At 41.6% G+C, this 21,598-nt stretch carries 14 protein-coding genes; 7 read left to right on the top strand and 7 right to left on the bottom strand.

Going from position 1 to position 21,598, the window contains the following annotated elements:
* The first annotated feature begins 3 nt into the window (after positions 1 to 3).
* Positions 4 to 735 (top strand): ATP-binding cassette domain-containing protein, encoded by a 732-nt coding sequence (locus NSQ61_RS18985; RefSeq protein ID WP_066248071.1) that lies wholly within the window; start codon positions 4 to 6, stop codon positions 733 to 735.
* 608 nt (positions 736 to 1,343) lie between these two features.
* Here the strand turns inward: NSQ61_RS18985 and NSQ61_RS18980 are convergent.
* On the bottom strand, positions 1,344 to 2,498 hold the full coding sequence (locus tag NSQ61_RS18980; RefSeq protein WP_340807917.1) for an MFS transporter: 1,155 nt from the start codon (positions 2,496 to 2,498) through the stop codon (positions 1,344 to 1,346).
* Positions 2,499 to 3,565: 1,067 nt separating this feature from the next.
* On the opposite strand from NSQ61_RS18980, the gene NSQ61_RS18975 reads away from it, so the two are divergent.
* The 6 genes from NSQ61_RS18975 to NSQ61_RS18950 all read left to right on the top strand — a co-directional run bounded on the left by NSQ61_RS18975 (position 3,566) and on the right by NSQ61_RS18950 (position 8,772).
* Positions 3,566 to 5,206 carry an AAA family ATPase gene (locus tag NSQ61_RS18975; protein WP_130157217.1) on the top strand — a complete coding sequence of 547 codons (1,641 nt, stop codon included), beginning with the start codon at positions 3,566 to 3,568 and terminating at the stop codon, positions 5,204 to 5,206.
* Between the two features lie 18 nt (positions 5,207 to 5,224).
* A complete protein-coding gene (locus NSQ61_RS18970) occupies positions 5,225 to 5,671 on the top strand; it encodes a hypothetical protein (protein WP_066248066.1) in 447 nt (148 codons plus the stop codon).
* Between the two features lie 8 nt (positions 5,672 to 5,679).
* Positions 5,680 to 5,892, top strand: coding sequence for a DUF2997 domain-containing protein (locus NSQ61_RS18965; RefSeq protein WP_066248063.1), 213 nt, complete (start codon positions 5,680 to 5,682; stop codon positions 5,890 to 5,892).
* Between the two features lie 266 nt (positions 5,893 to 6,158).
* Positions 6,159 to 7,520 carry an IS4 family transposase gene (locus NSQ61_RS18960; RefSeq protein ID WP_094245809.1) on the top strand — a complete coding sequence of 454 codons (1,362 nt, stop codon included), beginning with the start codon at positions 6,159 to 6,161 and terminating at the stop codon, positions 7,518 to 7,520.
* The gene (locus NSQ61_RS18955) at positions 7,517 to 8,149 is read left to right on the top strand and encodes a helix-hairpin-helix domain-containing protein (protein ID WP_340807916.1); all 633 of its coding nucleotides are present in this window, start codon (positions 7,517 to 7,519) and stop codon (positions 8,147 to 8,149) included. The genes NSQ61_RS18960 and NSQ61_RS18955 overlap by 4 nt, the downstream gene beginning before the upstream one ends.
* Positions 8,149 to 8,772 (top strand): 4Fe-4S single cluster domain-containing protein, encoded by a 624-nt coding sequence (locus NSQ61_RS18950; protein WP_066248060.1) that lies wholly within the window; start codon positions 8,149 to 8,151, stop codon positions 8,770 to 8,772. The genes NSQ61_RS18955 and NSQ61_RS18950 overlap by 1 nt, the downstream gene beginning before the upstream one ends.
* 629 nt (positions 8,773 to 9,401) lie before the next feature.
* On the opposite strand, the gene NSQ61_RS18945 is transcribed toward NSQ61_RS18950, so the two are convergent.
* The 6 genes from NSQ61_RS18945 to NSQ61_RS18920 form a co-directional block, all read right to left on the bottom strand.
* Complete coding sequence (locus NSQ61_RS18945) at positions 9,402 to 9,854, bottom strand: hypothetical protein (protein ID WP_340807914.1); 453 nt, start codon at positions 9,852 to 9,854, stop codon at positions 9,402 to 9,404.
* A 347-nt stretch (positions 9,855 to 10,201) separates the two neighbouring features.
* A complete protein-coding gene (locus NSQ61_RS18940; RefSeq protein ID WP_327873421.1) occupies positions 10,202 to 10,981 on the bottom strand; it encodes a 4'-phosphopantetheinyl transferase family protein in 780 nt (259 codons plus the stop codon).
* A 328-nt stretch (positions 10,982 to 11,309) separates the two neighbouring features.
* Positions 11,310 to 11,528: an MbtH family protein gene (locus NSQ61_RS18935; RefSeq protein ID WP_063387831.1), complete on the bottom strand. Its 219-nt coding sequence runs from the start codon at positions 11,526 to 11,528 to the stop codon at positions 11,310 to 11,312.
* A complete protein-coding gene (locus NSQ61_RS18930; protein WP_340807909.1) occupies positions 11,506 to 18,696 on the bottom strand; it encodes an amino acid adenylation domain-containing protein in 7,191 nt (2,396 codons plus the stop codon). Before NSQ61_RS18930 ends, NSQ61_RS18935 begins: the two co-directional genes overlap by 23 nt.
* A gap of 16 nt (positions 18,697 to 18,712) precedes the next feature.
* Complete coding sequence (locus NSQ61_RS18925; RefSeq protein ID WP_066248055.1) at positions 18,713 to 19,624, bottom strand: isochorismatase family protein; 912 nt, start codon at positions 19,622 to 19,624, stop codon at positions 18,713 to 18,715.
* Between the two features lie 4 nt (positions 19,625 to 19,628).
* Entirely contained in the window at positions 19,629 to 21,269 is a 1,641-nt protein-coding gene (locus NSQ61_RS18920) for a (2,3-dihydroxybenzoyl)adenylate synthase (protein WP_066248054.1), read from the bottom strand.
* Positions 21,270 to 21,598 lie beyond the last annotated feature (329 nt).

Raw genomic sequence — 21,598 nt, 5'->3', positions numbered from 1 at the left:
CCAGTGGGAGCAGCATCTTCTGATTATTTATTGAAAGTCCATAATCTGACCAAAATTGAAAATGGGAAAAAAATATTAGATCAAGCAACGTTTGAAATTGCTGAAAATAAAATTGTCGGATTTCTCGGGCCAAATGGAGCGGGGAAAACCACAACCTTTAGAATTTTATCTGAATTGACCGGCTACGATGATGGAGAAATTTACGTCAATGGTGTAAAACTGTCAGATCTGGATCGAAAAGAAATCATGTTACTTCCTGATGCCCCATTATTATTTTCCGTGCTGACCGGAAAAGAATATTTAAAATTCATGAGCGAGTTATTAAATTTTGATATAGACAGTCCGGAAATTAAAGAAATGCTCCAGTTATTGGGATTATTAAATTCCTTAAATAAGCAAATTTTCAATTATTCGCTTGGGATGAAAAAGAAACTCAATCTTATTCCATTATTAATGAAAAAACCGAAGCTGCTTTTGCTAGATGAGTATTTATCAGGAATTGATCCTGTCAGTATGAAAGATATTAAAAACATCTTAATTCAATACGCACAAAATGGATGCAGTATTTTTATGTCTACACACCAACTAGAGGTTTGTGAAAGATGTTGTGATTCAATTATTTTAATTTCCAATGGGAAAATATTAAAAAATAATATATCTATTTCCGAGATCAAAGAGACAGCTAGCAGTCTTGAGGAATATTATTTAAATGTATTTTCAACTGAGGAAGGATGAGGAATGTGTTCAAATATATTGGGGATATACTTCTCTTTATACTTTTTGCATTTGCCTTTTATTACGCAATTAAGGGATGGAAAGAAAACCGAAGCGAAAGTATATGGTATCTCATATTTAGTTTATTTATTTTGGGAGGAATCATCGTTAGATTCATATTTTAAATCGCTACCATTGCAAATAAATCCGATGTTTCCACCACACTAACAATGTTCAAAAATGATAAAGTACATAACCCTTGGAAAAGGTGGTTCCTATTCGAAAAGTTACACTTAATCGAACAATAAAATGAAGTTCTTATAAAGTTAAGAAAACCATGGGGAAAAATCTTTCATGCACCACCGATCAAACGAAAAACTTTACGTTGAGTGGTAGGTAAGCTAACAAGGCTGAATTAGCTAACTGTCTTCCTGGCTGAAAAAGCATACACAGTGGCTCAAAATCAAATCGCAGTATGTTCCCGTCTGCTTCACCTTAATTCATTAAGGAGACGATACAAGTCAAGTTTCAATGACTTTCGGGACAATCCCATTGTGGAAAAAGAATCCTTATTTTAGTCATAAATATTCACTATGATTCGGCAAGGAAATAATACTGTTTTGTTCATATCATAATTCAGAAACTTTCAATCTCCCTGGGGTTCTTCCTGCGAGAAATAAATTACTTAATAGTGCCAAAATGATTGTTCCAATTGTTAAAAAAACGACACCATGCCATCCGTAATTTTCCCATAAAAGGCCGGGAATCCAACCGCCAAGGCTTCCTCCTAAATAGAAAAACACCAAATATAAAGACGTAGCAGCTCCCCGTGAATCGGCGGCCATATCTGTCACATAAGCTGTTGTTGCTGATTGAGAAGCAAAATTTCCGAGCGTCAACAATGATGATCCCACAACAAGCGCAGGAATCGTTGGCCAAAGCGTTATGAAAATACCGATTCCGCCAAGAATATGCCCCATACTCATTGTCCAACGCCGGCCAATCTTATCAGATATCATGCCGGCTATAGGAGCGGAGAAAATGCCGAACGCATATGTAGCATAAAGCAACGAAATTTGTGTATTGCTTAACTGAAAAGGAGGTTGAGCAACATAAAAAGGAATATATGTGAAAAAGCTAATAAATGCGAAGAATTGCGAAAAACCTATAGTGAATGTACCTATCAGAGCAGGATTTTTAAAATGTATGCCAAAACTTTGTTTCTTCCTTTCTCTTTGATAGTTAGGTTTAGGGAGATATTTCCAAACTAAAAAAGCAACGACCATGGAATACACCGCGATTATTGAAAAAACAGTCCTCCAGGAAAATGTGTCGGCTATCGGTCCAGAAATAACCCGTCCCAGCAATCCGCCCGCCACATTAGCACTTACATATACTCCCATCACTCTTCCACGTTGATTTAGAGGAAATTCTTCAGATACATATGCCATCATCACAGCCAAGATGCCAGGTATGATGAGACCATACATACATCTCCAAAATAAAATTGATGAAAATGATTCACTAATGTAAATCATCATACTCGGAAAAATTAATAATATACTTGCAAAAAGAATAACTTTTTTTCGATCCCATTGGTCCAATAATTGAGCAAATACAAAAGATGACACGGCTAATGAAATAATGGTAATCGAAATAGCTGAGCTTGCCGCTGCTATCGATATATTAAATTCTTGAGTCCACAACGGGAGTAGAGGCTGTGGTGCATAAAGAACAATGAACGCATTTGCTGTAGCTACAAAAATAATGAATAAACGTAACATATAGTGACTACTCCTCCGCTATCTTTTATTGTTGAAGTCATCTTTTTAAATGTTTACTGAGAGCATCGGCCGGTTCATATTCAATAATGCAGCCTATACAATGAATGACATCCTTATATGGAAAACAAATTACCGAGGATGAGAAGAGTTCTTTTCGTTTAACAAAAAAGAAACTCTTTTAAATAATTCGAGATACGAAAGAAATATCCTTCATTTTTTTATCCTCACGCCTCTTTCAATCTATAATCGTTCCAAATATATAGAAAAAAGAACAGCCAACCATATGAATGCGGCTGCACTTTCGAATCCTATTTAATAGAATCTACTTTTTTCGAAAATACAAATTCAGAGTCGCCAACGCCACTTATTCTATAAATCGTATCATTTTCCTCAAGAACAATATTGTCTCAGCCAATTCACTTGAAATAACCGTTACTATCAGAGCCTGTATCAACCAATATCCGATTGTATTTGATAATTGAATTTTGAGCCACTCCGATCTAACTTTGCAACTGGTAAATCTGCATAAATCTTGATGTCAAAAAAGCTTCCTTGTCTTATAATAGGCATAGGGGGTCAACCTTAAGTCGATAGATTGTTTGGCCGCTTACTTATTTCGACATTTTCGGGAGTACTTCTTATTTAGTGCTTAGAAATCTTTGAGTCTGGAGGATTAATATTTATAAAATTCATTCAATTTATTATTTTTAGTATTGTTCAAAATTAATGTAATATTAATGATGAAGAGAAAGGTAAAATTACAATACTAAACTCATACACTTGCTTAAATGCCTTGAACAAGAAACTTATTACAAAGCTTTGATTTATTTAGACTGCTAGCTTTTATCAGTATGGGAAACTTATTTGATATACCCAAAAACGGTTAATTCCAGTAAAAATATCCAAAGTTAAGGTAAAAGAAAGTCATTCCAAAATTATCTAGGTAAGCTACCTTTTATCACGGATTCAGGTATCTATAGGATATATGGGTAAAGATATATTTTAAACATTACAACTGCTTATAAAATTCTTAATAACCCAAAAATCTAAAGGAAGAAGGGAAAGCATTGAATTACTTAGTAAAGCAAAAAAGATTTGTAGCTAATTTGTTTAAAGCTAGATTCCCATTTATATATATTCCAACTTGGGAAGAGCAAAGAGCACTAGCACTTATTAATGACATTGCCTATGATCAACAGTTGATTAAAACAACAAGAAAATTATTTACTTGGAAGATTACGGAAGGGATTGTAGGAGAGGGTATACGCAAAGACGATACGAAGGTTCCTGTAAAAGCATTAGAATTTATTGAAAAGTATGATGAGCCCGCTATTTTTGTACTGCAAGACTTCCATGTTTATTTTGGTGATCAAGGAAGATTACCAGATCTTCTTGTGATAAGAAAACTACGTGACATTGTAATGAGTTTAAAACAAAGTGTTAATCCAAAGAATATTGTATTTTTATCTCCAATTCTTAAATTACCGCAAGATTTGGAGAAAGATATTACAATTGTTGATTTTCCTTTACCAACCTTTACTGAAATGAAGCAACTGCTTGATGAAATGATTGAAGTAAACCGACAAACAGGAAGAATTGAAATTAACTTAAATGAAGAAGAAAAAGAAAAACTCGTAAAAGCATCATTGGGTTTAACACTTTCGGAAGCCGAAAATGCCTTTGCACGGGCAATGGTTGATGATGGAAAATTATCAATCAAGGATGTTGAAGTAATCCTTCAAGAAAAAGAACAAATCATTAAGAAAACAGGGATACTAGAATTTATATCGAGTAATCTTAATATGGATGAAGTCGGTGGATTAGAAAATTTAAAACGTTGGTTGAAAAAAAGAGATAAATCTTGGTTAGAGTCTGCGCAACAATATGGTTTACCAGCTCCAAAGGGTGTGCTCATTACAGGTGTTCCAGGTTGTGGTAAAAGTTTAATAAGTAAAGCGATTAGTGGAATGTGGCAGCTTCCATTACTGCGATTAGATATTGGAAAAGTGTTTAGCGGCATTGTTGGTAGTAGTGAAGAAAATATGAGAAAAGCGATTCAAACAGCTGAAGCCATTGCTCCTTCCATCTTATGGATTGATGAAATCGAAAAAGGATTTAACGGAACTAGTTCATCTGGAGATAGCGGGACAAGTTCTCGTGTTTTTGGACACTTTTTAACTTGGATGCAAGAAAAAGAAAAATCCGTATTTGTAGTTGCCACTGCAAACAATATATCGGCACTTCCTCCTGAAATGTTGCGAAAAGGTCGATTTGATGAAATTTTCTTTGTTGATTTACCAACACATAGAGAACGTATTGAAATCTTCCGAGTTCATTTAAAGAAAAGATTAAATAACCCAAGCGTAAAAGGTAATTTTGAAATTAGTACTGAAAACCTGGAAAAATTGGCTGACATGACGGAGGGGTTTGTAGGAGCAGAGATTGAACAAGTTGTCATAAATGGATTATTTGAGGCATTTTATGAAGAACGAAGTGTTCAATTTAGTGATTTTGAAAAAGTTTCGAAATTAATTGTACCACTTGCGGTGACACAGGCTGAACAAATTAAAGAGATTCGTGAATGGGCTAGTGTTAGAGCGGTTGCGGCTACGCCTAGAGAAGATCGAGCGGAGTATTGCGAATCAAATAGCTCTAACATGGATATGGATATTAAGTCCACTCGTGGCGGTCGTGCGATTGACTTTTAATAGAAGTAGGTGAATGAATTGAGCATTGAACTTTTGTTAGTTCCAATTGGTATTGCAACAATTAGTTCGATTAAAGCCTTTGCAAATCAAAAAAATGATTCCTTTATCATTCCAACGATTATGAAGAAAGAAGATTTACTTCAAAAATCTATTGAACAGTATGGTTGCAAAGTGACAAAATTGACTGAACAAAATTACCAAACGACAATTGAAGATCTTCAAATTTATTTTCAACTAACTGAACAGGGGTATTTTGAAGCGATATTTAACAATAGTGTTGACACACAAGCTGCCATGGAATTTATTGAAAATTTACAGACAGAATACAAATATCTAATACAACAAGAAACTTATCAACATTTACTTAAACAAGCAGCAGAACATGGCCTACATCTGGAATCGGAAATTATGCAAGAAGACCGAACAATTGTTTTAACTTTTAATGTCAACAATATTTCTAAATAGGTGATGCTATGGGAACCAAAAAAATACAGATCAAATTGACAGAAGACGGTAAAATCTTTGCGGAAACAATTGGCATGAAGGGACAAGAATGCATCAAGTATATTGACCTTTTGGAGAAACTACTCGAATCGGAAACAGTTGATTCAAATTATAAAGAAGAATATTTTCAATTTGAAGAAACTATAACTGAACAAAATAAATTGAAGCTAAAGGAGGAGTGAATGATGCGGAGTATAACCGAGAAGGGGATAGGTTGGGAATTACGTAACTCCATCTGGATGCTATGGGTCTTTTTCCCTTTTGCTTTTTTTAATTACTCAACTTTCTCACAGTAAATTGGATTTCTAAGCCTTACGGTTAATGGGTTTGTTGGTTGTTTCGAATACTTCTTGACATAAAAATTTGCAAAAAAAAAACACCTCAACTTTTGGTATAGTTTAATTGTCCAGAAAAAACATTACCAAAAGCAGGTGAGGTGTCTCTTATTATGATAACGAATAACAGACTGAACAATCAACTACCAAAAGAAGTAAAAGCTATATTTGATGAACTTGAAATCTTAAAATATTTAAGGAAAGTGGGAATTAACAAGGGTTTCGGTTATTCCTGCGCCTATTTATTCCAGCTAGTTTTTAGTTTAGTTTTTGAAGGCAAAAATTTGTTTCGACTTCTTCAAAGTAAAAAAGCTAAAGATTTGCCGGAAAAAAACGCTATTTATCGCTTCTTAAATAACCCTCAATACAATTGGCGCAGGTTTTTACTTGTTTTGAGTACTTTCACCATTATGAAGGTAAGTAGTTTAACGAGACACGACCGTCCGAAAGTGCTGATCGTGGACGACTCATCTTATGAACGAAATCGCAGTAAAAAGGTTGAACTGCTTGCTCGCTGTTTCGATCATTCTTCTCAAAAAATGCGTTATTACAAAGGATTTCGTATGCTTACACTCGGCTGGTCAGATGGTGCTACATTTTTGCCTATTGATTTTGCTTTATTAAGCTCTACGAATTCCCAAATCAATGGGATTGATAACCGAATCGATAAGCGTACATCCGGTTATAAGCGGCGTGTCGAAGCTTTACAAAAAGCGCCGGAAGTTATTCCCAATATGATTAAACGGGCACTTTCTCAAGGAATCGATGCCTCATACGTTTTAATGGATACATGGTTTACCCAACAGCCTTTGATCAAGTCCATTGTGGATCAAGGGTTGGATGTTATTGGAATGGTGAAGGATACAAAACAAAGATATCAAGTGAACGGTGAATGGGTGAGCCTAAAAAAACTATACCAAACAGCTAAACCATCACAACATCAAAAGGGTATTTTGCGCTCTATTCACACAACGATGGCAAATGGCGTACCTGTTAAAGTGGTATTTGTCCGTAATCGTAATAAAAAGAGACAGTGGCTAGCTATTTTGAGTACAGACTGTACTTTATCGGATCAAGAAATCATTCGTATTTATGGGATACGTTGGGATATTGAAGTATTCTTCAAAACAGTCAAATCCTTATTGAAACTCCAAAAAGAGTTCCAAGGAAGATCTTATGATTCCATGATCAGCCATACCACTATTGTGTTTACAAGGTACATTGTTTTGTCTTGGCAAAACCGAGTAAGTACAGATTATCGAACATTAGGCGGCATTTTTTATGAACTTTGTGATGAAATCGATGAACTAGATTGGGCCTTTGCACTTCAACTACTCATTGAAATTCTTGAAGATGCACTTCAAAATGTAAATCAAAAGATTAAAAAATTCATCGAAAGTCAATTACGTAAATGGATTGTAGTTTTGCCTAATTATATCAAGGCTTATTTACCAAAATTGAGCTGCGAAAGTTGAGTAATTATATTTCTTTTTTCTATGCAGCTTTCAGAGTAAGACAAAGAAAATGGTTTTTTGCAGGACTCATATATACTTTACCTTTTATCATATTTTTAATTGCAGAAGAAGGACATTTCTTATTTGATATCGCGTTTGCATTAGCACTTATTAGTTGGGTTTCTTCCATCTTTCATGTTTTTAGAATTAGACCTGAATATTTACTCCGTCTTGAATCACAGCAAAAAGTACAAGAAAAAAATTTAAAGCAATTAAAAGAAGCTATTGCGAAAGAACATATCCTTGAATCGAATGATGAACAGCAAGTGATTTCTCCAAAGGAAGAATTTATAAACCCAATGCAGCCATCAATTGAAAACGAAAGCGTAAGTAAACGAATCGATGTCAATCATGCTTCAGCAGATGAAATTGCAAAGGTACCTGGGGTTGGATTGATTTTTGCGAAAAAAATACTTGCAGAGAGAGAAAGGGTAGGATTCTTTCAAAATTTCGAACACTTTATCCAAGTTCTTGGGATTAAGCCTCATGTAGCTGAAAAAATGAGACCATATTTACAGTTTAATACAGACGATAATAATCAAGGAAATCAAAAGAAAAAAATGGAACGAGGAAGAGTTGTGGACTTTTGATGGAACTGTACATACATCGTTATATTCCAGTTACTGAAGTGGAAGGACCAGGTAAAAGATTTGCAATTTGGGTACAAGGTTGTTCAATTCGTTGTAAAGGGTGTGCCGTTCCTTGGACTTGGGTAAATGAAAACGGTACAAAAATGAATGTGGAGAATTTATTTGAATTCATTAAAGATAGTAAAGAGCAAAACGAGATTGAAGGCGTCACATTTCTTGGAGGAGAACCGTTTGATCAAGCTGAAGCCTTAGGGGAACTAGGAAGAAAAGTGAAACAGCTCGGCTTAACAGTTATGACATTTACAGGGTATTTATATGATGATTTGAAAAAACAAAAACAAAATCAACAGCTGCTATCAGTGACAGATTTGCTAATCGATGGACCTTTTATCGAAGAAAAATTAGATTTAAGCCGTCCTTGGGTTGGTTCATCCAATCAAAACTATCATTTCCTCACGGACGTTTATAAACATTTAGAAACGAACTTTCATCAATTCCAAAATAAAATTGAAATTCGAATTTCTCAAAATGGTACAATCTCAGTGAACGGAATGGCAACGAAAGATACATTGAAAGAAATATTGAATCAGCACACTTTTAAACGTATCCGATCAAATACTTAATTTTTATTTGTTAGGTGCACTTGATAAAGAAACAATAGATAATCCCCTACCTTTCAGGTACCGTCAAAAATTTTGTGTAATACAAGATAGATAGGGGGTCTCTGAAATGGATTTGGAATGTTTCTCCACACGGGGCTGTCCAGAAAATCAAATCCCCATAAAAAACAAAAAATCATAAACATCGATATATCAACGTTTCTAAAACATCAAAGGGGGCGTCAATAAGTAGTAAAAACGACTTATTAGACACCCCCATGTGGAAAGTGGGAATCCTCCTATTTTTTTGATTTGCATTATTTAGTTCTTCAAACATTTGCTCGAGGGCTGCTTGTACTTCGGCCAATCCTGGCAACTTTCGCTCTGCCCATTTCTCATTAGCTGATACAGGATTAATTTACCAAATCCTCAATCATAAGGTTGTGGTTGCTAGGTCATTTTCGCCTAGGCAATCGACTACTTTTCGTATACCAACCGGCGGCAGATGTTATTGCGAAGCTTTATAATACAGGATGATAGGCTTATTTTTTTCATTGTTGCTTTATATAAACTAATTTCACCAGTTGTATGTTCGGAGTCTGCGGAATCAGCCACAAGGATTTTCATTTAATGATATAGTCCAAATCTCTTCGTTATGTCTCATTAAAACAACAGCAAGAGTGCCAAACTGAGTAATATGATCCCAGTAAAATAATTTCCTTTTTACCATTATGAGTAACAGAAATTCCTTCTGAATTGCTCACAACCTCAACGTTATTTCCTTGCCATCGACCATGGATTTCAGCCCCGACATAATAATAGAACCTTCCGTAACCGCGATCACCATAAGTCCCGATAAATTGTTGAATCGTATGATCAACGGTTTTATATGTAACGACGGCAATAACATTCGCTAACCATTCCACTTTAAATTCCCCATCTGTTTTATAGGGAAGCCTTTCTTTTGGGCGAGACAGAATTCCGTAATAAGACCTCAAGTAAACGGCATCCCCACTCTCCGTATTTTCTTTAATTGATAATACATGTTTAAAATCAGGCGATATACTTATGATATTTTTAACTTTTTTACCCTTTGCAACAAACAATCCCTCATTGACTACTTATTCCATCCAATTTCTGGCTGACGCGCCTCAAATCCTAGGATATTTTACTTAAAATAGAAAGTTTTAGGTAGATTATTTAAATTTTTCCTTATAATCATTTAACTATTTATTTATTAAATGATCTTCAGACAAATATTCTATAATCGACAATAAATACGAACGTTTGGTGTGTCCTAATTTTTATAATTCCTCCATAAGCGATCAGGGGCTGGATCTCCCGTTAAGGCAAAGTGAATGAAATCCAAATGATTTCGAAATCAAACCATTGTGTCTTGCCTTCTTTCTCTTTCTCACAACTGCTGCTTTCACCTGAACTTTGTAAATAAAGTTTAACGATGATGATCATGTATCTCTAAATCCATTTTCATGAGCATTCCCGCGTCGTAGAGCAGAAGGTTTATCGGGAGATGGCTGAAAATTGCCAAGGATGCCTGATATTCGGGATGGAGGAAAAAATCCATCAGCACACATTGTGATAACAAATCCTGGTGTCCTTCAAATTTTTTCAAAACGGGTTTCTGATAGGGACCGGATACTTCCACCTTCTGGGGAGAGGTGTTCAGTCCTTCTCCCGTTGCTTTTAACACCGCTTCCTTTCTTGTCCAATAGGAAAGGATGCCTTTCAGCCTTTCCTTTTTCGGCAAATTGCTGAGGTGAACGGCTTCCTTTTCGGTAAGAATTCCTTCTATCATATGTGTGGTGTCATAAGAAATGAACGGCCGGATCCATTCCACATCCACTCCCACCAAAGCATTTACTGTAAAGGCAACCAAAATGATCTCCCCTGAATGAGACACAGACCAGTGCAGTTTGTCATCAGGCAGCCGAGGCCTGCCATGGGGCTTCTGGCATTTGGGACATGTCCTGTCTATGGGCACTTGATGCGGCGGCATGTTCAATTGTTCCGCCAACACGAGTCTGCTTAGTGCACAGCCGATAATGAACTGGATCCGGTCTTGCTCCTTTCGAAAGGATAGCGCATATTCCAGCTCTGCATTACTAAGCAGCTGAAAATGCCATGGCTGAAAATCAGTCGTTTTGGCCAAATAAACATGGCATGTGTCATTCCATAAATGGGGAACAGAATGGATCACTTCCCATTGTTGCATGTCTTTTTTCTCCTCCCCTATACAGCCATTTTTCTCCATGCATCAATCACCATCGTTCTTTTTCCTCATATAAAAGTCGGCCGCCTTTATTGATAAAAAAAATTAATGTCCATGAGAGCTTTTAAATCTTAGCCTACTTTTGCTCTCACTATGAGCAAACATAAAGCAGTTGGAAAAAGCGGCACGGTAACGGATCACAGCAAGTTTTTTTCATTTTTACAACCGCTTCATGGACATTTCATTCTTTGCCACACCCATTGGCTGTAAGCACGACTGCCATTCTCCATCGTTCCTCATACCGGCATTTTGCTTTCCTCTGTCTTTCTAATTACTTCACAATGCCATGGGTTTGCTGTTTCAAACTGGCCGGGCGCATGTCTGTCCAATGGGATTGAATATACGCCAGGCAATTGGCGCGGGTATCTTCTCCAAAGACGATCCGCCAGCCGGCGGGAACGTCTATCGGAGCAGGCCAAAGCGAAAACTGCTCTTCCTCATTTACTAACACAAAAAAGGACAACTGTTCATTTTCGAACGGATTCTTCATTTTTTTCCTCCTTCCATTTCTGGATGTTTCCGTTTTCCTGCAAGAAATCAGCCAGTATGCGTCCGATTTCCGCCAGCGGGCCTGGTTGACACATATCTTTATGACGGCAGCTGATCGGATATTGAATCAGCTTCCCGTCCACGTAGTTCTGCCATGTCTCTGGATCGATGGGGTCAAACCAGTCCGGGATGATGGTTGACCGGAAGAACAGCACATCTCCCCGATAGCGGCGCGGTACATATTCGCTTAAAATTTTGACGGAATTCACGTACGTATTTTTTAAATCTAAAATAGTTGATTCTTCCAAACTCGCCAATGCACTGCCTTCCTGCCGCAGCATGGCAATGGTATTCTTCAGATTGAGCGGTTTGCCATCCATGTTGTCCGGATCATAACCGCCTAACGCGAGGAGGGCTATCATCGCTTCTTCCTCATCGGGCGCCTGGGAAATAGGCAGCAAATGGCTCGGATAGGCATCCAGCATCACTAAGAGTCCCACTTCATCACCTTGTTCCTGCAGCTGTGCCGCCATGGCATGGGCCACATTCCCTCCGAGGGACCATCCCAGCAAGTAGTAAGGACCCTCTGGCTGTACAGTTTTGATTTGCCGGATATAATCTGCGGCCATGTCATCCAGTGTCTCCGGCAGCTTCGCTTTTTCCCCGATACCACGGGCTTGCAGTCCATAGATCGGATAATCCGGCCCCAATGTATTCATGAATCCGGCATAGCACCAGCTGAGTCCTCCCGCCGGATGCACGCAAAAGACCGGCGGACGGCTTCCGGATGTTCTGAGCGGCAGCAGCACATCGAATGATTTCTGACTGCCTCCCATCTCAAGTTTTTCCGCAAGGCTGCGGACCGTCGGCGCTTCAAATAAAACTCCAATATTCAGTTCCAAGCCAAAGGTTTCCCGAATCCGGCTCATCAATTGAACCGCTAAAAAGGAATGTCCCCCCAGTTCAAAGAACCCGTCATCAATCCCTACGCGGGGAACTCGAAGCACCTCCATAAACAATTCACAGAGCATTTCTTCTTGGGGAGTTCTCGGTCCGCTCTTCGCCAGGTCGATGCTGATTTCCGGTTCCGGTAATGCCTTCCGATCCAATTTGCCGTTAGGCGTTAACGGGAGGCGATCCATTTTTACATAAGTGAAAGGAATCATATAATCCGGCAAGCTTGCTGCGGCATGTCTTCTCAATTCGTCCGGTTCCACGTCATGTTGAGGCACCACATATGCAACAAGCCGCTGATCTCCCTCCTGCAGCTCCCGTACCACCACCGCCGCTTGGGCAACATCCGGATGTTTTACTAAAGCTGCTTCAATTTCTCCCAATTCAATCCGGTATCCGCGGATTTTCACTTGATGGTCGGATCTTCCAATATAATCCAAGGAGCCGTCTTCACTCCATTTCGCTAAATCCCCAGTCCGATACATGCGGCTTCCCGGCGGGCCGAAAGGATTTGCCACAAACCGTTCTGCTGTCAATCCGGGCTTTCCTAAATATCCTCGCGCCAAGCCCGCACCGGCCACATACATTTCACCGACAACGCCCGGCGGCACCGGCTGGAGATATTCATCTAACACATACACGTTTAAATCAGGAATACCCGCGCCGATGAAGCTATTTCCTTCCATGGAGAGATGGCTTCGGTTCAGTGCAAGATAGCTGACATGAACAGTTGTTTCTGTTATGCCGTACATATTAATCAGAGTTGGCTGTTGATCACCGTTCCGTTCATACCAATCTTCCAGCCGACTGAGCTCCAGCGCTTCTCCGCCGAAAATGACGTAGCGCAAGGCCAGCTGTTTGGATCGATTCGGATATTCCTTGTCCGCCTGCATCAGCTGATAAAAGGCGGAAGGGGTTTGATTCAGCACTGTTACCTGTTGTTCCACAAGCAGCTGCAAAAATTCCTTCGGCGAACGGCTGATTTGATGGGGTACGATGACAAGACGACCTCCGTATAAGAACGCTCCCCACATCTCCCAAATCGAAAAATCAAAGGCATAGGAGTGAAATAAGGTCCAAACATCCGCTGCCGTAAAATGGAACCAATGGTCCGTTGATTGAAACAGACGAATGACATTTTGATGCGGGATGAGCACCCCTTTCGGTTTTCCCGTTGAACCAGACGTGTAGATGATATAGGCTGTATGAAGCGGCGACAATGGTTCTGTGCGCATCGAATCATCCGGATTAATATCCGGATAGACGGCTAAAAGATGTTTGGTCCGTTCTTCATCAAGTATCAGCCGAGGAATTTCTTTCCCTTCCGGCAGTTTTGATGCGGCATCTCTTCTAGTGATCACATACATCGGCCGAGCATCCTCCATCATATATTCCAGCCGTTTTTTCGGATAATCCGGATCTAGCGGGAGATATGTGCCCCCAGCTTTCAGCACGGCAAGGATTCCGATGATCATGTCGAAGGATCGGGGTAATGCCAGTGCCACCGTTTTTTCAGGACCGACACCTTTTTCAATCAGGTAATGGGCAAGCCGGTTGGCCTGTTCGTTTAATTCCCTGTAGCTCAGTACAGCACCGTCATAAACTGCGGCAATGGAATCGGGATTTTTTTCCGCTTGGTTTTCAAACAATGCTGCAAGACAGTCTGAAGACATTACAACAGACTGACGACTTTTTTCCAAAAAGAGCGTGCGTTCTTCCGGCAGAAGCAAATTGAAATCACTGATGGGCCGGTCTGGATTTTCCGAAATGGCCGCAAGAAGCAGCAAAAATCGTTTCGCAAAACCTTCCACGCTTGTATGACGAAATAAATCACAGCTGTACTCAAACAGACCGGTCAGCCCGTCCGGAGAACCGTTTTTGGTCCTGTGTTCCTGAAGCTCCAGCGTTAAATCAAATTTCGCCGAACCGACATTTTGAATCTCCAATTTGCTTTCAAGACCCTCCAATTCCAGCTTCGGTTCCGGCGTATTTTGGAAGACGAACATAACCTGGAATAACGGATGCTTCGATTTTGATCTTGCCGGATTCAACACTTCTACCAGCCGTTCAAAGGGCAGATCCTGATGTTCATAGGCGGATAGATTAACCTGTCTCACCCGTTCCAACAGTTCCCGGAAGCTTGGATTTCCTGATGTGTCCATGCGGAGAACGAGCGTATTGATAAACAATCCGACAAGATCCTCAAGCGAATCGTCATTTCTACCGGCAATGGGGCTGCCAATCGGAAGATCCGTTCCTGCCCCCAGCCGTGTAAGGAAAACCGCAAAAGCTGCCTGAAGAACCATAAAAAGGCTTGCTTTGTTTTCCCTTGCCAGTTCTAACAGACACTGATGAAGATCTGAATCGATTGAAAATTTTACGATACCGCCTTTATAGCTGGACTCTTGCGGACGCGTATAATCCGTCGGCAGTTCTAGTTCTTCCGGTAAATTCGCTAATGTTTTTTTCCAGTAATCAAGCTGTGTGGCAATGAGACTTTCTGGATTGCTTTCATCCCCCAGCAGCTGTTGCTGCCAAAGGGCATAATCCGCATAGGTGACCGGCAACGGGTTCCAGGATATTTTTTCATTCCGGCAGTGTGCCTGATAAGCTTTAGCCAAGTCACGGGTTAAAGGGGTCAGCGACCAGCCGTCAGCAATGATATGATGCAGCAAGATTAAAAGTACATGCTTGCGAGATCCGAGTCGATACAATTGGACTCTGATTCCCGGTTCATTGGCCAAATGAAAACTGTATCGGACCGCTGCCTGCAATTCGTCGGCAAGCTGACTTTCACTAATGTCTTTCTTCATCCATAAAGGCCCAACTTGATGGGGTTGTAAAATCACTTGTTTGGATGCTCCGGCATCGTCTGGGAAAATCGTCCGCAACGGTTCGTGCCGCTCAATGACATCATATAGTGCTCTTTTCAGCGCATTTTCATTGAGATCACCCGTTAAAGAGACGACCACCGGTATGTTATATGTAGGGCTTGGACCTTCCAAATGATATAAAAACCATTGCCTGCGCTGGGCAAAGGATAGGGGAATTTCCCCATCATGAACTTGCGGTAAAATAGGCGGCTTTGTTTGTTCTGCCTCTTCCACATGTTTCACAAGTTCTGCGACCGTCGGTGATTCAAACAATTTGCCGATCGGAATGTCTGCACCGAACACATCCCGAATACGGCTTAACAGACGGGCGGCCAATAGTGAATGTCCGCCCAATTCAAAGAAATGATCATCAATCCCAACGGAAGACAGCTCCAAAACTTCTCCAAATAACTCACATAAGATTTCCTCCTGGGGCGTTCTTGGCTTGCGCCCTTTTGCTGTGATGCCGGTCTCGGGCGCCGGCAGCCTTTTTCGGTCAATTTTTCCATTGTGAGTCAACGGAAATTCATCTAGTACCATAAAAGCGGATGGCACCATATAATCCGGCAGTTTTTTACTGACAAATCGGCGGAGTGCCGTAACATCAAAGCTGTCTTTCCATCTTTCATGAGGAATAATGTAGGCGGCTAGCCGCTGATTCCCTTGATAATCTTCATAAACCGTTACAACGGCGCGGTCCACACCTTTAAATGCCGATAGCACCGTTTCGATTTCGCCGATTTCGATTCGGAACCCCCGAAGCTTAATTTGATGGTCGGTCCTGCCGATATATTCCAACGCCCCATCCTTCCTCCATCGGACCACATCCCCTGTTCGGTACATGCGGCTTCCCGACGGACCGTAGGGATTGGCTATGAAACGCTCGGCGGTTAAATCCGGACGACCTAAATATCCCCTTGCCAGCCCGTCACCGGCAATATATAATTCACCAGCGGCTCCGGTCGGTACCGGCTGAAGCCGGTCATCCAGTACATACACTTGAGTATTCCAGATAGGACGGCCGATGGAAGGCACTGCGTTGTCATCGGCATGAAGATACGAATAGGTGGACCAGATCGTCGTTTCCGTCGGACCGTATAAATTGATGACCTCTGCAGAAAGATGTTTTAGCTCCTTGGCCAGCCCGCTCGGGAGCGCCTCGCCTCCTGTTAAAACCCGAAGGTTCGATATGCATTCCGGATTATGTGATACCAGCATATGCCAATGGATTGGTGTTGCCTGCATTATCGTGATGTTTTCCTTTATTATCATCTCCGCCAAGGCCTTCGGATCCTTTGCCGTTTCTTTCTCCGCCATGATTAATGCGGCGCCGCAAATCAATGGCAGATACAATTCCAATGCCGAAATATCAAAGGAAACCGTCGTAATAGTAAGGAACCGGTCCTGTTTCCCTATCCGCACCGTCTCCTGCATGGCAAACAAAAAGTTGTTGAGGCTCTGAAAGGGCACTACCACCCCTTTTGGTTTTCCGGTAGAGCCTGATGTATATAAAACATAAGCGGGATGATTGGCTGAACGGCTTATGTCTACATTGTGATCAGGCTGATCCCGCAACGTTTTTTCCGTTTCCGGATCATCCAGCAGGATCATAGAATGAGCCGGAGCATGGCCAAGTTTTTCTTTAGCAGCAGAGGTTGCCACAATGCGGACAGGGTTCGTATGTTCCAGCATATATTCGATACGGTCTTTTGGAAAATCAAGATCCAGCGGCAAATAAGCCGCTCCGGTTTTCAATACGGCCAGCATCGCCGCCACCAAAGATGCGGATCGGGGGAGGGCCAGCGCAATGAATGATTCCGGTTTGGCGCCTTCTTTCATGAGCAATCGGGCCAGTTTGTTCGCCCTTTGATTTAATTCTTGATAGGATAGCACCTCATTTCCACAAATAATGGCCGTAGCATCCGGATGATCGGCTGCCTGTTTTTCAAAAAGCTGCAGAAAATGCTCATCCGGCATGGAACGCCAAGTATCGTTCCATGCAGTCAGTACTTGATGCCGTTCCTTTTCAGAAAGAAGGTTAATCTTTCCGATGCACATATCCTCTTTCAGTGATGCCACTGTTTCCAGCAAATGCACAAAACGGGTTTGATGGGCCTCCAGCTCATCGATCCGATACAGTTTCGGATTTGCATCAAAATCGATGCGCAGCCCGTTTCCATCCGCTCGATCATATACTTGAATGACCAAATCATCCACCGGTCCTGCAGCTAAATTACGGGGAATACCGATATGGCCGTCGAAGCTTAGGTAATAGTCAAAAGGCATGAGATTCACTTGAGGGCCGAACAGCCGTTGATGTTCCCCTAAAAGCTTCAAATCCCGCCGCAGTTGTTCATGCCGGTATTTTTCATGTTTTTTCGCTTCAGCCATTTCCTTTCTGACTTGACGAAGAAGATCGGACAGTAAATCATCCGGATCGAGCTGCAAACGGAGAGGTACGATGTTCATCACCATGGCGGGCACATTCAAGGCCACAGATCCTAATCGGTTCATCATAGGCAGCCCGAGGATCACGTCCGTTGTCCCCGTAAACCTATGAATGTATAGGGCTGCCGCCGCAATGAACATTTCATGCCATCCCGCGTTCAGCCGTTGAGCAGATTGTTTGAAACGCTCTGTATCGGACGACGATAAATGGAACGTTCTCCGAAGAAACGTATCCGAAGTCCGTGCCGTTTTCTGGCATAGGCTGACCACATCGGGTTCATCTTGAAACCGATCCATCCAATAGAATCGATCCGCTTCATACTGCGGGGACGCTTCATACTCTTTTTCTTCCTCCAATATCTTCTGGATGGAGCCGAATGCTTCCCCTCGAATGGATCGTCCGTTTACAAAAGCCGTGTAAACTTGAGCGACTCTTTGGGCAATCAGCGAAAAACCAAATGCGTCAATGGCAATATGGTGAATGCGCTGATACCAATAATAGTGCTCCTCGGAAATTTTGAATAACGCTTCGGTATACAGAGGATCGTTTGTCAAATCAACAGGCGTCGATAAATCTTGTTTCATCCACTTTATTGCTTCTTCATGAGGATTTGCTCTATTGCTCACATCAACATATTGGAAAGGAATCTCCTTCGACGGGGAAATTATTTGAAACGGTCCGTTCTCATTTTCACTAAACCAGACATGCAAAGATTCCACTTCCGAAAGGACCTTTTCCAGTGCTTTTTCAAACAGAACAGGATCCACCGGACCTTTGATTTCGATATATTCACCGGTGTTAAAGATAGGGTTGCCAGGATCCAGCTGCTGGGCAAACCAAATACCTGCTTGAGCTTTGGATAAAGGCATGTATTGATCTTGACAATGTGACATGGATATGCCTCCTTTATTACGAATCTTGAAGGGATTCGATCATACTCGCTTTGGACAATAATTCCCACCATTCTGACAGAAACGGACGGACGGCAAGGCGCGCAAAGGTGATCTCCGCCCCTGCTCTTCTCCATTTCTCTACTAACACCATCATGCGGACGGAATCCAATCCTCTGTGGAACAAGTTTTCATCAACGGAGATATTTTCCGGTTCTTCCTGTATCAATTCCGCTACTTGTTTCCGCATCTCTCCTAAACTCATTGGCAACGAATGCCGAGGGGCTGACTGTTCTTTTTGAAGCAGGTCCAATGCATGTTCGGTAGTCAGCGTGTACGCGCAGCGGCTCGCCGCATATCGTACGGCCATTTTATGCTCCTCAAGGGAAAAATCGGCCACCGCATCGGCTACAAAAAACGGCTGTATGTCCTGCATATAGGCATCCGCAGCGGTTAATAAGCATCCAATATGGGCATACACACCACAAATGATGAGCTGATCCCTTTCATGCTTTTGTAAAATTTCTAACAAATTAGTTCGTTTAAATGCGCTGTATCTCCATTTAGTCAGCAAAATATCTTGATCCCCTGGGGCAATTTCTTGACGGATAGCCATTTGATCAAGATCTTGTCCGATCCCGTCTCCCCAAAAATCTTGGAGAAGACCCCTCTGTTCTATTGTTTGGCCCCCGGGCTGGGCGGAGTAAATCACCGGTATGCCCCACTCTTGGCACACCTTTTTCAGCCGCTGAATATTCTCGACTAATTCTTTGATCGGGGAAGCATTTGGGGTAAATTTGTCTAGAAAATAATTTTGCATATCATGAATCAAAAGGGCTGAACGCTTCGGATCCAGTGTCCAGGATACTCTGTTTTCGATTAATTCCGAAAGTTCAGGTATCGAATAAGACGGAATATGAGGGATTGCCATTTCATCACTTCCTTTCAACAAATTCACTAGGTTGTACCAGTGGTGACAGCTTTTCTGCAACAATTTTCCTTAATGCCCGTTTATCAATTTTTCCTACCGGGGTTTTTGGAAAGGAATCCACGAATTCAATCCGGTCTGGAATCTTAAAGGAGGCCACACCTCGTTTTTCCAAAAATAACTTTAGTTCAGCTGCTTCCAATGCGGAATCACTAGGGATGACGAAGGCACAGGACCGTTCACCCAGAAATTTGTCAGGGATTGCCACAACGGCCGCATCTCGAACGGACGGATGCTCCAAAAGATGATTTTCCATTTCCTCCGCCGCAATTTTTTCACCCCCCCGGTTAATTTGATCTTTAACCCGACCTTCCACCACAAGGTAGCCTGACGGTGTCAGTTTCACCAAATCACCGGTTCGGTAAAATCCATCCGCAGTAAAAGATTTGGCATTTTGTGCCTCCGCTTTATAATAGCCGCGAATCGTGTAAGGCCCCCTTGTCAACAGCTCACCGACCTTGCCGGGCCCCACTTCGTTTTCCTCTTCGTCCACGATTTTAATTTCATCGTATGGGCTCATCGGTCTTCCTTGAGTATTGATAACAATTTCGTCGGGATCATCCAGTCTTGTATAATTGACCAACCCCTCTGCCATCCCGTAGACTTGCTGCAGTTTGCAGCCAAGCACGGGCTGTACCTGTTTGGCAACTTCAGGGCTGAAATTTCCTCCGCCCACTTGCAGGACTTCCAAGCTCGATAAATCATATTGGCAATCTGAATAGGCATCCAGCCAAATCCAAACAAGAGGGGGAACCAATGACGTAATGGTCACTCTTTCTTTCTCAATCAAGGCAAAGGCCTCGTCCGGGATGGGACTGTCTGCCAGCACCACTTTTCCTCCGGCGTAAAGTGTTCCCAACACCCCCGGCGAGCTTAAAGGATAGTTATGGGCAATGGGCAGAACCCCAAGATAAATGCTGTCTGGATGAAGCCGGCAAATATCTGCACTCAGCCGGAGGGTATAAATATATTCATCATGGGTGCGGGGAATCAACTTCGGCAATCCTGTGCTTCCTCCGGACAGCTGGAGAAATGCCACATCACTTGACTGTACAGTTGGCAATTCTGCCGGTTCGGTAAACACGTTTTCATAGGATTCAAATTCCTCAGCTTCTCCAATTACAATCACGTGTTTCAATGTAGGGACTTCATTCTTCACTTGTCTAGCAAGGGAGCGGTAATCAAATCCTCTGTATTCATCTGGAATGATATAGGCCTTCGCCTCGCTGAATTCGCAAAAATGCCGGATTTCGTTGTAGCGATGGGAAGGTAAAGTAAAAACTGGCAATGCTCCTAAATAAAACAGGGCAAAAATGGTCTCAAAAAACTCAATTCGATTTGGCAATTGGATCACAACACGATCTTCCTTTTGAATGCCGATCCGCTGCAACCCGGAAGCAAGCTCAGTAGCCCTTTGATCAAGTTCCCGATAGGTCAATTCGCTCCCATCAAAGGACACCGCAACCCGGTCTCCATAATTCAAAGCACGTTCCCGCAGCAAATCGCCAAAGGTTTGTCCTGCCCAGCAGCCCTCTTTCCGGTAAAATGCAGCCTGCTCCTCCGGCCATTTTGTATATCCTTCTAACATCTGTCACCCTCCAATTTCTTTTATTTATGATTCCGTGCATATAAATATCCAGCCATGTAAAGGAATTCAAATTTTTCATCAAACGTTTTGTTGCGATTCCATTCGGCTGAAGACGCCATGAGGCTCTTCTGTTTTACTTTTCAGCATCTTTTCAATGCCAACGGAACTCAGAAAGCCGTCTATTTTACTTTTCGACATCTTTTCAATACGGAGCTAAGACAGAAGATGCCATGAAGCTGTCTATTTTGCTTTTCAACATCTTTTTAATGCCGACTGAACTGAGGAAGCTGTCTGTTTCACTTTTCGACATCTTTTCAATACGGAACTAA

Origin of the sequence: Aeribacillus sp. FSL K6-1121, from assembly GCF_038003725.1 — a bacterium.
Classification (GTDB): Bacteria; Bacillota; Bacilli; order Bacillales; family Aeribacillaceae; genus Aeribacillus; species Aeribacillus composti.
The sequence above is the reverse complement of the archived record's forward strand: the minus strand, read 5'-3'. Positions and strand labels throughout refer to the sequence as shown.